The sequence below is a fragment of the Pseudomonas sp. RW407 genome (genome assembly GCF_003176655.1).
Lineage (GTDB): Bacteria > Pseudomonadota > Gammaproteobacteria > Pseudomonadales > Pseudomonadaceae > Pseudomonas > Pseudomonas delhiensis.
The window spans coordinates 398,956-413,910 of the sequence record NZ_QGSL01000029.1 but is presented as its reverse complement, the minus strand read 5'-3'; the positions used below and the strand labels follow the sequence as shown (position 1 = coordinate 413,910).

The 14,955-nt window shown below is 69.0% G+C and carries 13 protein-coding genes and 1 other RNA gene; all 14 read left to right on the top strand.

What is annotated here, in order from left to right:
- The first annotated feature begins 18 nt into the window (after positions 1 to 18).
- Positions 19 to 861 carry a 16S rRNA (cytidine(1402)-2'-O)-methyltransferase gene (gene rsmI, locus DK254_RS02750; RefSeq protein WP_109932044.1) on the top strand — a complete coding sequence of 281 codons (843 nt, stop codon included), beginning with the start codon at positions 19 to 21 and terminating at the stop codon, positions 859 to 861.
- An 88-nt stretch (positions 862 to 949) separates the two neighbouring features.
- Positions 950 to 1,301, top strand: an RNA gene (rnpB, locus tag DK254_RS02745) — RNase P RNA component class A.
- Between the two features lie 308 nt (positions 1,302 to 1,609).
- Positions 1,610 to 2,065: a division/cell wall cluster transcriptional repressor MraZ gene (gene mraZ / locus DK254_RS02740; RefSeq protein WP_089390647.1), complete on the top strand. Its 456-nt coding sequence runs from the start codon at positions 1,610 to 1,612 to the stop codon at positions 2,063 to 2,065.
- A gap of 8 nt (positions 2,066 to 2,073) precedes the next feature.
- A complete protein-coding gene (gene rsmH / locus DK254_RS02735) occupies positions 2,074 to 3,015 on the top strand; it encodes a 16S rRNA (cytosine(1402)-N(4))-methyltransferase RsmH (protein WP_109932943.1) in 942 nt (313 codons plus the stop codon).
- Positions 3,012 to 3,305 carry a cell division protein FtsL gene (ftsL, locus tag DK254_RS02730; protein ID WP_009617905.1) on the top strand — a complete coding sequence of 98 codons (294 nt, stop codon included), beginning with the start codon at positions 3,012 to 3,014 and terminating at the stop codon, positions 3,303 to 3,305. Before rsmH ends, ftsL begins: the two co-directional genes overlap by 4 nt.
- Positions 3,302 to 5,047: a penicillin-binding protein 2 gene (locus tag DK254_RS02725; protein WP_109932042.1), complete on the top strand. Its 1,746-nt coding sequence runs from the start codon at positions 3,302 to 3,304 to the stop codon at positions 5,045 to 5,047. Before ftsL ends, DK254_RS02725 begins: the two co-directional genes overlap by 4 nt.
- Complete coding sequence (locus DK254_RS02720; RefSeq protein ID WP_109932040.1) at positions 5,047 to 6,513, top strand: UDP-N-acetylmuramoyl-L-alanyl-D-glutamate--2,6-diaminopimelate ligase; 1,467 nt, start codon at positions 5,047 to 5,049, stop codon at positions 6,511 to 6,513. Before DK254_RS02725 ends, DK254_RS02720 begins: the two co-directional genes overlap by 1 nt.
- A complete protein-coding gene (gene murF, locus DK254_RS02715) occupies positions 6,506 to 7,870 on the top strand; it encodes a UDP-N-acetylmuramoyl-tripeptide--D-alanyl-D-alanine ligase (protein ID WP_109932038.1) in 1,365 nt (454 codons plus the stop codon). Before DK254_RS02720 ends, murF begins: the two co-directional genes overlap by 8 nt.
- The gene (mraY, locus tag DK254_RS02710) at positions 7,870 to 8,952 is read left to right on the top strand and encodes a phospho-N-acetylmuramoyl-pentapeptide-transferase (protein ID WP_109932036.1); all 1,083 of its coding nucleotides are present in this window, start codon (positions 7,870 to 7,872) and stop codon (positions 8,950 to 8,952) included. The genes murF and mraY overlap by 1 nt, the downstream gene beginning before the upstream one ends.
- A gap of 13 nt (positions 8,953 to 8,965) precedes the next feature.
- Positions 8,966 to 10,312 (top strand): UDP-N-acetylmuramoyl-L-alanine--D-glutamate ligase, encoded by a 1,347-nt coding sequence (gene murD, locus DK254_RS02705; protein WP_109932034.1) that lies wholly within the window; start codon positions 8,966 to 8,968, stop codon positions 10,310 to 10,312.
- Positions 10,312 to 11,511 (top strand): putative lipid II flippase FtsW, encoded by a 1,200-nt coding sequence (gene ftsW, locus DK254_RS02700; RefSeq protein WP_109932032.1) that lies wholly within the window; start codon positions 10,312 to 10,314, stop codon positions 11,509 to 11,511. Before murD ends, ftsW begins: the two co-directional genes overlap by 1 nt.
- Positions 11,501 to 12,574, top strand: coding sequence for an undecaprenyldiphospho-muramoylpentapeptide beta-N-acetylglucosaminyltransferase (murG, locus tag DK254_RS02695; protein WP_109932030.1), 1,074 nt, complete (start codon positions 11,501 to 11,503; stop codon positions 12,572 to 12,574). The genes ftsW and murG overlap by 11 nt, the downstream gene beginning before the upstream one ends.
- On the top strand, positions 12,567 to 14,006 hold the full coding sequence (murC, locus tag DK254_RS02690; protein ID WP_109932028.1) for a UDP-N-acetylmuramate--L-alanine ligase: 1,440 nt from the start codon (positions 12,567 to 12,569) through the stop codon (positions 14,004 to 14,006). Before murG ends, murC begins: the two co-directional genes overlap by 8 nt.
- Positions 14,006 to 14,953: a D-alanine--D-alanine ligase gene (locus DK254_RS02685; RefSeq protein ID WP_109932941.1), complete on the top strand. Its 948-nt coding sequence runs from the start codon at positions 14,006 to 14,008 to the stop codon at positions 14,951 to 14,953. The genes murC and DK254_RS02685 overlap by 1 nt, the downstream gene beginning before the upstream one ends.
- The last annotated feature ends 2 nt before the right edge of the window (positions 14,954 to 14,955 follow it).

Genomic DNA, 14,955 nt, shown 5'->3' with positions numbered 1-14,955 from the left:
GGGATTAAGGAGTGCTGCGTGTCCCTCGGTACCTTGTATGTAGTGGCTACGCCCATCGGCAATCTCGACGACATCAGCGCCCGTGCCCAGCGCACCCTGCGCGAGGTGGCCCTGATCGCCGCCGAGGACACCCGCCACTCGATCCGCCTGCTGCAGCACTTCGGCATCGAGACGCCGCTGGCCGCCTGCCACGAGCACAACGAGCGCGAGCAGGGCGGGCGCTTCATCACCCGCCTGCTGGCGGGGGACGACGTGGCGCTGGTCTCCGATGCCGGCACGCCGCTGATTTCCGATCCCGGCTACCACCTGGTGCGCCAGGCGCGCGCCGCGGGCATCCGGGTGGTCCCGGTGCCGGGGGCCTGCGCACTGATCGCCGGGCTGTCGGCGGCGGGCCTGCCGTCGGACCGCTTCGTCTTCGAAGGGTTCCTGCCGGCCAAGACGGCCGGGCGCAAGGCGCGCCTGGAAGCGCTGCGCGAGGAGCCGCGCACGCTGATCTTCTACGAGGCGCCGCACCGCCTGCTGGAGTGCATCCAGGACATGGCCGAGGTGTTCGGCGAGGCGCGCCAGGCGGTGCTGGCCCGCGAGCTGACCAAGACCTTCGAGACCCTCAAGGGCCTGCCCCTGGGCGAGTTGCGCGAGTGGGTGGCGGCGGACGCCAACCAGCAGCGCGGCGAGTGCGTGCTGCTGCTGGCCGGCTGGGAGGCGCCGCAGGAGGAAGGCATCGACGCCGAAGCGCTGCGGGTGCTCGACCTGCTGCTGGCGGAGCTGCCGGTCAAGCGCGCGGCGGCGCTGGCGGCGGAGATCACCGGAGTGCGTAAGAACCTGCTGTACCAGGCGGCGCTGGAGCGCAAGGCGGACTGAAGCACCTGCCGGCGAATCCGGGACCTTCGTCCCTGGCTGGCGGATTGCCCTTGCGGCAGGCAGCCGCTGCCGCTAACCTTGGCGCCGGAGAGTCGATTGGACAGTCGCTGCCATGTGGTTTCCACATGGGGGAGGAAAGTCCGGGCTCCATAGGGCAGAGTGCCAGGTAACGCCTGGGAGGCGCGAGCCTACGGAAAGTGCCACAGAAAATAACCGCCTAAGCGCTACAGCGCCGGTAAGGGTGAAAAGGTGCGGTAAGAGCGCACCGCACGGCTGGCAACAGTGCGTGGCTAGGTAAACCCCACTCGGAGCAAGACCAAATAGGAATCCGTTGCGTGGCCCGCGCTGGATTCGGGTAGGTCGCTTGAGGCGTTCAGTGATGGGCGTCCCAGAGGAATGGCTGTCCTCGACAGAACCCGGCTTACAGATCGACTCTCTCCTCTTTTCCCACTTCTTCCCACAACGACCATTTGTCGCGCGATGGAAGAAGCATAAATCTTAAGAAGTTGCTTTAAGTAGAAAAGCCCAGTGTTTTGAAAACACTGGGCTTTTTGCCTTTCCAGGTAGCGTCAAAAACGCTACGAAACCTCTTAAAAGCACGCTAAATCTCCGTCCTATAAGGATTTTTCCCTCCGGCCTCGCCTTGACGGTGGGGAGTGCGCATTTCTATAGTGTGCGCAAGTGGTATGAAGTGGGTAAAAGTGGGATCAACTGGCAAGGAAAGCCAACCACCGGGGGAAACGCTGACGTGTTTCGCGGAGCAAACGCCATCAGTCTCGACGCCAAAGGGCGCCTCGCGATGCCGAGTCGGTATCGTGACGAGCTCGTTTCGCGTTGCAATGGCCAGCTCATCGTCACTATCGATGCCGTCGACCCCTGCCTGACCGTCTACCCCTTGCCCGAATGGGAACTCATCGAAGCCAAGCTCCGCGAGCTGCCCTCGCTGCGTGAAGAAACGCGGCGCCTGCAGCGTTTGCTGATCGGCAACGCGGTGGACCTGGAACTGGACGGCAACGGGCGTTTCCTGGTGCCGCCGCGGCTGCGCGAGTACGCCGGGCTGGACAAGCGGGCGATGCTCGTCGGCCAGTTGAACAAGTTCCAGCTGTGGGACGAAGACAAGTGGAATGCGGTGGCCGAGGCCGACCTCGCCGCCATCAAGGAACCCGGCGGACTGCCGGATGAACTACGCGACCTGATTTTGTGAGCCTGCCTGTGAACGCCACCTACCAACACATCACCGTTCTGCTCGAGGAGGCCGTCGACGCGCTGGCCCCGAGGGCGGGTGGCTGTTATGTGGACGGTACCTTCGGCAGGGGAGGGCACAGCCGGGCCTTGCTTGGCAGGCTGGACCCGGGCGGACAGTTGCTCGGGTTCGACAAGGACCCCCAGGCGATAGCCACGGGTCAAGCACTGGCGGCCGAAGACGGCCGCTTCGTCGTTGTACAAAGGTCGTTCGCCGAGATGGGCGAAGAGCTGGCCGCGCGCGGCCTGACCGGCCGCGTCGACGGCGTGTTGCTGGACCTGGGCGTGTCCTCGCCGCAGCTGGACGACCCCGAGCGCGGCTTCAGCTTCCTCAACGACGGCCCGCTGGACATGCGCATGGACCCGAGCCGCGGCGTCAGCGCCGCCGAGTGGATCGCCAACGCCGCCGAGGACGAGATCGCCCGGGTGTTCAAGGAGTACGGCGAGGAACGCTTCGCCAAGCGCATGGCCCGCGCCATCGTGCAGCGCCGGGCGGAGAAACCCTTCGAGCGCACCGCCGACCTCGCGGCCGTGATCACCGAGGCCAACCCGGCCTGGGAAAAGGGCAAGAACCCGGCTACCCGGGCCTTCCAGGGCCTGCGTATCCACGTCAACAACGAACTGGGCGACCTCGAGCGCGGCCTGGACGCCGCCCTGGAGGCGCTGGCGGTGGGTGGCCGCCTGGTGGTGATCAGCTTCCACTCCCTGGAAGACCGCATCGTCAAGCAGTTCATGCGCAAGCACGCCAAGGGCGAGGCGGACAACCTGCCGCGCGACCTGCCGATCCGCGCCAAGGCCTTCGACCCGCGCCTGAAGCTGCTGGGCAAGCCGCAATACGCTTCCGACGCCGAGCTCAAGGCCAACCCGCGCTCGCGCAGCGCGGTGATGCGCGTGGCGGAGAAGCTGCGATGAGCCGCCTGTTCGCCAAGCGCCTGCCCACCGGCAGCTTCATCATGCTGCTGCTGTTCATCGGCGTGCTGCTGTCGGCGATTTCCGTGGCCTACAGCGCCTACTGGAACCGCCAGCTGCTGAACACCCTGTACACCGAGCTGAGCGTGCGCGACAAGGCGCAGGCCGAGTACGGCCGGCTGGTCCTGGAGCAGAGCACCTGGACCGCCTACAACCGCATCGAGACCCTGGCCACCGGCCAGTTGAAGATGCGCGTGCCGGACCCGGCGGAAATCATCATGGTGGCGCCATGAAGAACCTCAACGGCGCGCTCTACCCCTGGCGTTTCCGCGTCGCCGTCGGGCTGCTGCTGGCGATGGTGGCCGCCATCGTCTGGCGCATCGTCGACCTGCACGTGATCGACCACGACTTCCTCCAGGAGCAGGGCGACGCGCGCAGCGTGCGGCACATCTCCATTCCGGCCCACCGCGGGCAGATCACCGACCGCAACGGCGAGCCGCTGGCGGTGAGCACCCCGGTCGCCACCCTCTGGGCCAACCCCAAGGAGCTGGTGCTGGAGCGCGACAAGTGGCCGATCCTGGCCCACGCCCTGGGGGTCAACCGCGACGCGCTGAGCGCGCGCTTGGAGCAGATGGCCGACAAGGAATTCATCTACCTGGTCCGCGGGCTCACGCCCGAGCAGGGCGAGGCGGTGATGGCCGAGGTCAAGGCCAACAGGATTCCCGGCGTCTACTCCATCGAGGAGTTTCGTCGTTTCTACCCGGCCGGCGACGTGACCGCCCAGGTGGTCGGCTTCACCGACGTGGACGACCGCGGCCGCGAAGGCGTCGAGCTGTCCTACGACAGCTGGCTGGCCGGCGTGCCGGGCAAGCGCCAGGTGCTCAAGGACCGCCGCGGCCACCTGATCCGCGACCTGCAGGTCACGCGCAACGCCAAGGCCGGCAAGACCCTGGCGCTGTCCATCGACCTGCGCCTGCAGTACCTGGCCAACCGCGAGCTGCGCAACGCCATCGTCGAGAACGGCGCCAAGGCCGGCAGCCTGGTGATCCTCGACGTGAAGACCGGCGAGGTCCTGGCCATGGCCAACCAGCCGACCTACAACCCGAACAACCGCCGCGACATGCAGCCGGAGATGATGCGCAACCGCGCCATGATCGACGTCTTCGAGCCGGGCTCGACCATGAAGCCGTTCTCCATGAGCGCGGCGCTGGAGACCGGGCGCTGGAAGCCCAGCGACACAGTCGAGGTCTACCCGGGCACGCTGCAGATCGGCCGCTACACCATCCGCGACGTGTCGCGCACCGAAGGCCCGGTGCTGGACCTCACCGGCATCCTCATCCGCTCCAGCAACGTGGGCATGAGCAAGGTCGCCTTCGACATCGGCGGCGAGGCCATCTACCAACTGATGCAGAAGGTCGGCCTGGGCCAGGACACCGGCCTGGGCTTCCCCGGCGAGCGCGTCGGCAACCTGCCCAACTACCGCGAGTGGCGCAAGGCCGAGACCGCCACCCTGTCCTACGGCTACGGCCTGTCGGTCACCGCCATCCAGCTGGCCCACGCCTACGCGGCCCTGGCCAACAACGGCCAGACGGTGCCGCTGACCATGGTCCGCGCCGACCGCCAGCCGACCGCCAGCCAGGTGATCCCGGAGCCGGTCGCCAAGACCATGCAGGGCATGCTGCAGCAGGTGGTCGAGGCGCCGAACGGCGTCTATCGCGCCCAGGTCCCCGGCTATCATGTGGCCGGCAAGTCCGGTACCGCGCGCAAGACCCAGACCGGCGCCAAGGGCTACGCCGAGAATTCCTACCGCTCGCTGTTCGCCGGCTTCGGGCCGATGAGCAACCCGCGTTTCGTGGTCGTCGTGGTAATCGACGAGCCCAGCAAGGCCGGCTACTTCGGCGGCCTGGTCTCGGCTCCGGTGTTCAGCAAGGTGATGTCCGGCACGCTGCGATTGATGAACATTCCGCCAGACAACCTGCAGACGACCCCGCAGCAGCAAGCCGATGCTGCGCCCATGAAAGGAGGGCGTGGCTGATGCCGATGAGCCTTAACCAACTGCTGCCGCAGGCTGAAACCGGCGTGCTGATCCGCGAGCTGACCCTGGACAGCCGCGCGGTCAAGCCGGGTGACCTGTTCCTGGCCATTCCCGGTGCCCTGCACGACGGCCGCGCGCACATCGCCGACGCCGTCGCCCGTGGCGCCGCCGCCATCGCCTACGAGGCCGCGGGGGCGTCCGTCGCGCCCATCGGCGATACGCCGCTGGTCGCCATCAAGGGCCTGGCCGCCCAGCTCTCGGCCATCGCCGGGCGCTTCTACGGCGAGCCCAGCCGTGGCATCGAGCTGATCGGCGTCACCGGCACCAACGGCAAGACCAGCGTCAGCCAGCTGCTGGCCCAGGCCCTGGACCTGCTCGGCCAGCGCTGCGGCATCGTCGGCACCCTCGGCAGCGGTTTCCACGGCGCCCTGGAAAGCGGCAAGCACACCACGCCCGACGCCCTGGCGCTACAGGCCACCCTGGCGCGGCTGAAGCAGGACGGCGCGCGCGCCGTGGCCATGGAGGTGTCCTCCCATGGCCTGGAGCAGGGCCGCGTGGCCGCCCTCGAATTCGACGTCGCGGTGTTCACCAACCTGTCCCGCGACCACCTGGACTACCACGGCACCATGGAAGCCTATGGCGCCGCCAAGGCCAGGCTGTTCGCCTGGCCGGGCCTGAAGTGCCGGGTGATCAACCTGGACGACGCCTTCGGCCGCCAACTGGCCGGCGAGGCGCACCCCTCGCGCCTGATGGGCTACAGCCTGGAAGACGCCAGCGCCTTCCTCTATTGCCGCGAGGCGCGCTTCAGCGACGCCGGCGTCGAAGCCCACCTGGTCTCGCCCAAGGGCGAGGGCGTGCTGCGCAGCTCGCTGCTCGGCCGCTTCAACCTGAGCAACCTGCTGGCGGTGGTCGGCGCGCTGCTCGGCCTGGACTACCCGCTGGGCGACATCCTCAAGGTGCTGCCGCGACTGCAGGGGCCGGTGGGCCGCGTGCAGCGCCTGGGTGGCGGCGACAAGCCGCTGGTGGTGGTGGACTACGCCCATACCCCCGATGCCCTGGAGAAGGTCCTGCTGGCGCTGCGCCCGCATGCCCACGGCAAGCTGCTGTGCCTGTTCGGCTGCGGCGGCGACCGCGACCGCGGCAAGCGCCCGCTCATGGCCCAGGTGGCCGAACGGCATGCCGACGGCGTGCTGGTGACCGACGACAACCCGCGCAGCGAAGACAGCGCGCGGATCATCGACGACATCCGTGCCGGCTTCGCCAGGCCCGAGGCGGTGCGCTTCGTGCCGGGCCGCGGCCAGGCCATCGCCCAGCTGATCGCCGGCGCCGGCGCCGCCGATGTGGTGCTGCTGGCCGGCAAGGGCCACGAGGATTACCAGGAGATCGCCGGCGTCCGCCAGCCGTTCTCCGATCTGCAAGAAGCCGCCAAGGCGCTGGCTGCCTGGGAGGTGAAGAAAGATGCTTAAGCCGCTGCTGCTCAGTGAAGTCGCCGCCGCCCTGGAAGGCCGCGTGCTGGGCGCCGACGTCGCCTTCGACGCGGTGAGCACCGACAGCCGCGCCATCGAGGCCGGCCAGCTGTTCGTCGCCCTCAGCGGGCCGCGCTTCGACGGCCACGACTACCTCGCCGAGGTCGCCGCCAAGGGCGCCGTCGCCGCCCTGGTGCAGCGCGAGGTGGCGGATGCGCCGTTGCCGCAGCTGCTGGTGGCCGACACCCGCGAGGCCCTCGGCCGCCTCGGCGCGCTGAACCGCGCCGCCTTCACCGGCCAGGTGGCGGCGGTGACCGGCTCCAGCGGCAAGACCACGGTCAAGGAGATGCTCGCCAGCATCCTGCGGACCCAGGGCGAGGTCCTGGCCACCCGCGGCAACCTGAACAACGACCTGGGCGCGCCCCTGACCCTGCTGCAGATCGGCCCGCAGCACGCCAGCGCGGTGATCGAGCTGGGTGCCTCGCGGGTCGGCGAGATCGCCTACACCGTCGGCCTGACCCGCCCGCAGGTGGCCATCATCACCAACGCCGGCACCGCCCACGTCGGCGAGTTCGGCGGCCAGGACAGGATCGTCCTGGCCAAGGGCGAGATCCTCGAAGGCCTGGATGCGGCCGGCAGCGCCGTGCTCAACCTCGACGACCGCGCCTTCGACACCTGGAAGGCCCGCGCCGCCGGCCGCCGGGTACTGAGTTTCGCGCTGAACAATGGCAACGCCGACTTCCGCGCCCGCGACCTGCAGCGCGATGCCCGCGGCTGCGTCGGCTTCACCCTGCTGGGGCTGGCCGGCGAGGCGCGCATCCAGCTCAACCTGCTGGGCGAACACAACGTCGCCAACGCCCTGGCCGCCGCGGCCGCGGCCCACGCCCTGGGCGTGCCGCTGGTCGGGATCGCCCGGGGTCTTGCGCAACTGCAGCCGGTCAAGGGCCGCGCGGTTGCCCAGCTGGCGACGAACGGCATGCGGGTGATCGACGACAGCTACAACGCCAACCCGGCGTCAATCTGCGCGGCCGTTGATATACTCGCCGGCTTTTCCGGCCGGACCGTCCTGGTCCTCGGGGACATGGGCGAACTGGGCGCCTGGGCCGAGGCCGCGCACCGCGAGGTGGGCGCCTACGCCGCGGGCAAGGTCGGTGCGCTCTATGCCGTGGGGCCGCTGATGCGCAACGCCGTCGAGGCGTTCGGCGCGGCGGGCCGGCACTTCGCCGACCAGGCCAGCCTGATCCAGGCCCTGGCCGGCGAACCCTCTACCACCACCATTCTGATCAAGGGCTCGCGCAGCGCGGCGATGGACAAGGTCGTCGCGGCGTTGTGCGCCTCCCCCGAGGAGAAACATTGATGCTGCTGCTGCTCGCCGAGTACCTGCAACAGTTCTACAAGGGCTTCGGCGTCTTCCAGTACCTGACCCTGCGCGGCATCCTCAGCGTGCTGACCGCGCTCGCCCTGTCGCTGTGGCTGGGCCCCTGGATGATCCGCACCCTGCAGATCCGCCAGATCGGCCAGGCCGTGCGCAACGACGGGCCGCAGTCGCACCTGTCGAAGAAGGGCACCCCGACCATGGGCGGCGCCCTGATCCTCACCGCCATCGCCATCAGCACCCTGCTCTGGGCCGACTGGTCGAACCGCTACGTCTGGGTGGTGCTGGCCGTGACCCTGCTGTTCGGCGCCATCGGCTGGGTCGACGACTACCGCAAGGTGATCGAGAAGAACTCCCGCGGCCTGCCGAGCCGCTGGAAGTATTTCTGGCAGTCGGTGTTCGGCCTGGGCGCCGCGGTCTTCCTCTACCTGACCGCCGAGACCCCGGTGGAAACCACCCTGATCCTGCCGCTGCTGAAGAACATCGAGATTCCCCTGGGCATCTTCTTCGTGGTGCTGACCTACTTCGTCATCGTCGGCTCCAGCAACGCGGTGAACCTGACCGACGGCCTGGACGGCCTGGCGATCATGCCGACGGTGATGGTCGGCGGCGCCCTGGGCATCTTCTGCTACCTGTCGGGCAACGTGAAGTTCGCCGAATACCTGCTGATCCCCAGCGTGCCCGGGGCCGGCGAGCTGATCATCTTCTGCTCCGCCATCGTCGGCGCGGGCCTTGGCTTCCTCTGGTTCAACACCTACCCGGCGCAGGTCTTCATGGGCGACGTCGGCGCACTGGCCCTGGGCGCCGCGCTGGGCACCATCGCGGTCATCGTCCGCCAGGAGATCGTGCTGTTCATCATGGGCGGGGTGTTCGTCATGGAAACCCTGTCGGTGGTCATCCAGGTCGCCAGCTTCAAGCTGACCGGGAAACGGGTGTTCCGCATGGCGCCCATCCACCACCACTTCGAACTCAAGGGCTGGCCGGAGCCGCGCGTGATCGTGCGCTTCTGGATCATCACGGTGATTCTCGTGCTGATCGGCCTGGCCACGTTGAAACTGCGTTGAGGGCAAAAGCAGCATGAGCCTGATCGCTTCGGACAATTTCCGCATCGTTGTCGGCCTCGGCAAGAGCGGCATGTCGCTGGTGCGCTTCCTGGCGCGCCAGGGCGTGCCTTTCGCCGTGGCCGACACCCGCGAGAATCCGCCGGAGCTGGCCACCCTGCGCGCCCAGTACCCGCAGGTGGACGTGCGTTGCGGCGAGCTGGACGCCGAGTTCCTCTGCCGCGCCCGCGAGCTGTACGTCAGCCCCGGTCTGTCGCTGCGCACGCCGGCGCTGGTCGAGGCCGCCGCCCGTGGCGTGCGCCTGTCCGGCGACATCGACCTGTTCGCCCGCCATGCCAAGGCGCCGATCGTCGCCATCACCGGTTCCAACGCCAAGAGCACCGTGACCACCCTGGTCGGCGAGATGGCCGCGGCCGCCGGCAAGCGCGTGGCGGTGGGCGGCAACCTGGGCACCCCGGCCCTGGACCTGCTGGCCGATGACGTCGAGCTGTACGTGCTGGAGCTGTCGAGCTTCCAGCTGGAGACCTGCGAGCGGCTGAACGCCGAGGTCGCCACTTGCCTGAACGTCAGCGAAGATCACATGGACCGCTACGACGGCATGGCCGATTACCACCTGGCCAAGCACCGCATCTTCCGCGGCGCCCGCCAGGTCGTGGTGAACCGCGCCGATGCCCTCAGTCGTCCGCTGGTCGCTGACACCGTGCCGTGCTGGACCTTCGGCACCAACAAGCCCGACTTCAAGGCCTTCGGCCTGGTGGAAGAGGGCGGCGAGAAGTGCCTGGCCTTCCAGTTCGAGGCGCTGATGCCGGTGCGCGAGCTGAAGATCCGCGGCGCCCACAACCAGTCCAATGCCCTGGCCGCCCTGGCCCTGGGCCATGCCGTGGGCCTGCCGTTCGAGCCCATGCTGCAGACCCTGCGCCGCTTCGCCGGCCTGGCCCACCGTTGCCAGTGGGTCGGCGAGCGCGCCGGGGTGAGCTTCTACGACGACTCCAAGGCCACCAACGTCGGCGCCGCGCTGGCCGCTATCGAGGGCCTGGGCGCCGATATCGACGGCAAGCTGGTGCTGATCGCCGGCGGCGACGGCAAGGGCGCGGACTTCAGCGCCCTGCGCGAGCCGGTGGCGAAGTTCTGCCGCGCCGTGGTGCTGCTCGGCCGCGACGCCGAGCTGGTTGGCGCCGTGCTGAGCGACCAGACGCCGAAAGTGCGCGTGCAGACGCTGGACGAAGCCGTGCGCAAGGCCGCCGAGCTCGCCAAGGCGGGCGACGCCGTGCTGCTGTCGCCGGCCTGCGCCAGCCTGGACATGTTCAGGAACTTCGAAGAGCGTGGCCGCCTGTTCGCCAAGGCCGTGGAGGAGATCGCCTGATGTTCTCCTTCCTGCGCCCATACCCGTCCCCGCTGATCAGCCGCAACGGCATCGACCTGGACTTCCCGCTGCTCGCCGGTTGCCTGGCGCTGCTCGGCCTGGGCCTGGTGATGGTGACCTCGGCGTCCTCGGAAGTGGCGGCGGCGCAGTCGGGTAACCCGCTGTACTTCTCGGTGCGCCACCTGATCTACCTGGCCATCGGCTTCGTCGCCTGCGGCGTGACCATGCTGACGCCGATGGAGACCTGGCAGCGCCACAGCTGGAAGTTGCTGGGCGTGGCCTTCCTGCTGCTGGTGGCGGTGATCACCCCCGGCCTCGGCCGCGAGGTCAACGGCTCCATGCGCTGGATCGGCTTCGGCCTGTTCAACATCCAGCCCTCGGAGATCGCCAAGGTCTTCGTGGTGGTGTTCATGGCCGGTTACCTGGTGCGTCGCCAGCACGAGGTGCGCGAGAGCTGGATCGGCTTCTTCAAGCCCTTCGCCGTGCTGCTGCCGTTCGCCGGCCTGCTGCTGCGCGAGCCGGATTTCGGCGCCACCGTGGTGATGATGGGCGCCGCGGCGGCCATGCTGTTCCTCGGCGGCGTCGGCCTGTTCCGCTTCGGCCTGATGGTGGCCCTGGCGGTGGGCGCGGTGGCCCTGCTGATCTGGACCCAGCCCTACCGGATGGCGCGCCTGACCAACTTCAGCGACCCCTGGGCCGACCAGTTCGGCGCCGGCTACCAGCTCAGCCAGGCGCTGATCGCCTTCGGCCGCGGCGGCTGGCTGGGCATGGGCCTGGGCAACAGCATCCAGAAGCAGTTCTACCTGCCCGAGGCGCACACCGACTTCGTGTTCGCCGTGCTGGCCGAGGAGCTGGGCATCGTCGGCGCCCTGGCCACCGTCGGCCTGTTCGTCTTCGTCGGCCTGCGCGCGCTCTACATCGGCATCTGGGCCGAGCAGGCCAAGCAGTATTTCTCCGCCTACGTGGCCTACGGCCTGGCCTTCCTGTGGATCGGCCAGTTCCTCATCAACGTGGGCGTGAACGTCGGCCTGCTGCCGACCAAGGGCCTGACCCTGCCGTTCCTCAGCTACGGCGGTTCGTCGCTGGTCATCTGCTGCGCCTGCCTGGGCATGCTGCTGCGCATCGAATGGGAGCGGCGCACGGCGGTGGGCAGCGAAGAGTACGAATTCACCGAGGAGGACTTCGCCGATGAAAGGTAACGTCCTCATCATGGCCGGCGGCACCGGCGGCCACGTGTTCCCGGCCCTGGCCTGCGCCCGCGAGTTCCAGGCCCGCGGCTACGCCGTGCACTGGCTCGGCACGCCGCGTGGTATCGAGAACGACCTGGTGCCCAAGGCCGGTCTGCCGCTGCACCTGATCAACGTCAGCGGCCTGCGTGGCAAGGGCCGCCTGGCGCTGCTGCGCGCGCCCTTCGACCTGCTCAAGTCGCTGTTCCAGGCCCTGGGCGTGGTTCGCAAGCTCAAGCCGGTCTGCGTGCTCGGCCTGGGCGGCTACGTCACCGGCCCTGGCGGCGTGGCGGCGAAGCTGAGCGGCGCGCCCCTGGTGATCCACGAACAGAACGCCGTCGCCGGCACCGCCAACCGTGGCCTGGCGCCGCTGGCCAGGCGCGTCTGCGAGGCCTTCCCGGACACCTTCCCGGCCAGCGCCAAGCGCCTGACCACCGGCAACCCGGTGCGCGCCGAGCTGTTCCTCGACGCCGACGCCCGCGCCGAGCTGGCCGGCCGCAAGGTCAACCTGCTGGTGCTGGGCGGCAGCCTGGGCGCCGAGCCGCTGAACAAGCTGCTGCCCGAGGCGCTGAGGCTGATCCCCGCCGAGCAGCGCCCGGCCATTCGCCACCAGGCCGGTCGTCAGCATGCCGAGGTCACCGCGGAGCGTTACGCCCAGGCCGGTGTCCAAGCCGACGTCGCTCCGTTCATCGGCGACATGGCCGCGGCCTACGCCTGGGCCGACCTGGTGATCTGCCGTGCCGGCGCCCTGACCGTCAGCGAGCTGACCGCCGCCGGCCTGCCGTCCTTCCTGGTGCCGTTGCCCCACGCGATCGACGACCACCAGACGCGCAATGCCGAATTCCTGGTACGGGAGGGCGCCGCCCGCCTGCTGCCGCAAAAGTCTACCGGCGCCGCCGACCTGGCCGCGCAGCTGTCCGAGGTATTGATGCATCCCGAATCCCTGAAGCAGATGGCCGCCAGCGCCCGGCGCCTGGCCATGCCCGAGGCTACCCGCACGGTGGTCGACGCTTGCCTGGAGGTGGCCCGTGGTTAACGAACCCAGCGGCACCCGTACCATGCGGCGCATCCGCCGCATCCACTTCGTCGGCATCGGCGGCGCCGGCATGTGCGGCATCGCCGAAGTGCTGCTGAACCTCGGCTACGAGGTCTCCGGTTCCGATCTCAAGGCTTCGGCGGTCACCGAGCGCCTGGAGAAGTTCGGTGCCCAGGTCTTCATCGGCCACCGCGCGGAGAATGCCGACGGCGCCGACGTGCTGGTGGTTTCCAGCGCGGTGAACAAGGCCAACCCGGAAGTCGCCGCCGCCCTGGAGCGCCGCGTGCCGGTGGTGCCGCGCGCGGAGATGCTCGCCGAGCTGATGCGCTACCGCCACGGCATCGCAGTGGCCGGCACCCACGGCAAGACCACCACCACCAGCCTGATCGCCTCGGTGTTCGCCGCGGGCCACCTGGACCCGACCTTCGTCATCGGCGGCCGCCTGAACGCCGCCGGCACCAATGCGCAGCTGGGCACCAGCCGCTACCTGGTGGCCGAGGCCGACGAGAGCGACGCCAGCTTCCTGCACCTGCAGCCGATGGTCGCGGTGGTCACCAATATCGACGCCGACCACATGGCCACCTACGGCGGCGACTTCAACAAGCTGAAGAAGACCTTCGTCGACTTCCTGCACAACCTGCCGTTCTACGGGCTGGCGGTGATGTGCGTGGACGATCCGGTGGTCCGCGAGATCCTCCCGCAGGTGGCGCGCCCGACCGTCACCTACGGCCTGAGCGAAGACGCCGACGTGCGCGCCATCAACATCCGCCAGGAAGGCATGCGCACCTACTTCACCGTGCTGCGCCCGGAGCGCGAGCCGCTGGACGTCTCGGTGAACATGCCCGGCCTGCACAACGTGCTGAACTCCCTGGCGACCATCGTCATCGCCACCGACGAAGGCATTGCCGACGAAGCCATCGTCCAGGGCCTGTCCGGCTTCCAGGGCGTGGGCCGGCGCTTCCAGGTGTATGGCGAGCTGCAGGTCGACGGCGGCAGCGTGATGCTGGTCGACGACTACGGCCACCACCCGCGCGAAGTCGCCGCGGTGATCAAGGCCGTGCGCGGCGGCTGGCCGGAGCGGCGCCTGGTGATGGTCTACCAGCCGCACCGCTATACCCGTACCCGCGACCTCTACGAGGACTTCGTGCAGGTGCTCGGCGAGGCCAACGTGCTGCTGCTGATGGAGGTCTACCCGGCCGGCGAGGAGCCGATCCCCGGCGCCGACAGCCGCCAGCTGTGCCACAGCATCCGCCAGCGCGGCCAGCTCGACCCCATCTACCTGGAGCGTGACGGCGACCTCGCCGCGCTGCTCAAGCCGCTGCTGCGCGCCGGCGACATCCTGCTCTGCCAGGGTGCCGGCGACATCGGTGGCCTGGCCCCGGCGCTGATCAAGAACCCGGTGTTCGGTGGCAAAGCCACGGGGGCGGCGTGATGAGCGACGCACTCAAATCCACCCTCGACCCCCGCGCCTTCGGCCGCGTCGCCGTGCTCTACGGCGGCAAGAGCGCCGAGCGCGAAGTGTCGCTGAAATCCGGCGGCATGGTCCTGGCGGCCCTGCGGGACGCCGGCGTGGACGCCTTCGGCATCGACGTGGGCGACGACCTGCTGCCGCGCCTGGTCAGCGAGAAGATCGACCGCGCCTTCATCATCCTCCACGGCCGTGGCGGCGAGGACGGCAGCATGCAGGGCCTGCTGGAAGTGGCGGGGATTCCCTATACCGGCAGCGGCGTGCTGGCTTCGGCGCTGGCCATGGACAAGCTGCGCACCAAGCGCGTGTGGCTGAGCCTGGGCCTGCCGACGCCGGCCTATGCCGTGCTGGCCAGCGAGGACGACTGCCGCCGCGCCGCGACGGAACTGGGCTTCCCGCTGATCGTCAAACCGGCCCATGAAGGCTCCAGCATCGGCATGGCCAAGGTGGACGGCGTGGAAGCGCTGATCGCGGCCTGGCGCAGCGCCGCCGAATACGATTCGCAAGTGCTGGTCGAGCAGTGGATCAGCGGCCCCGAGTTCACCGTGGCCACCCTGCGCGGCCAGGTGCTGCCGGCCATCGGCCTGGGCACCCCGCACAGCTTCTACGACTACGACGCCAAGTACCTGGCCAGCGATACCCAGTACCGCATCCCCTGTGGCCTCAGCCCCGAGAAGGAGCGCGAGCTGCAGGACCTGTGCGCCCGCGCCTGCGAGGCGCTGGGCATCCAGGGCTGGGGGCGGACCGACGTGATGCAGGACGCCGAGGGGCGTTTCTGGCTGCTCGAAGTCAACACCGCACCGGGCATGACCGACCACAGCCTGGTGCCCATGGCCGCGCGCGCGGCCGGCCTGGATTTCCAGCAACTGGTGCTGGCGATCCTCGCCGACAGCGTCGAGGCAAGGGGGTAAGA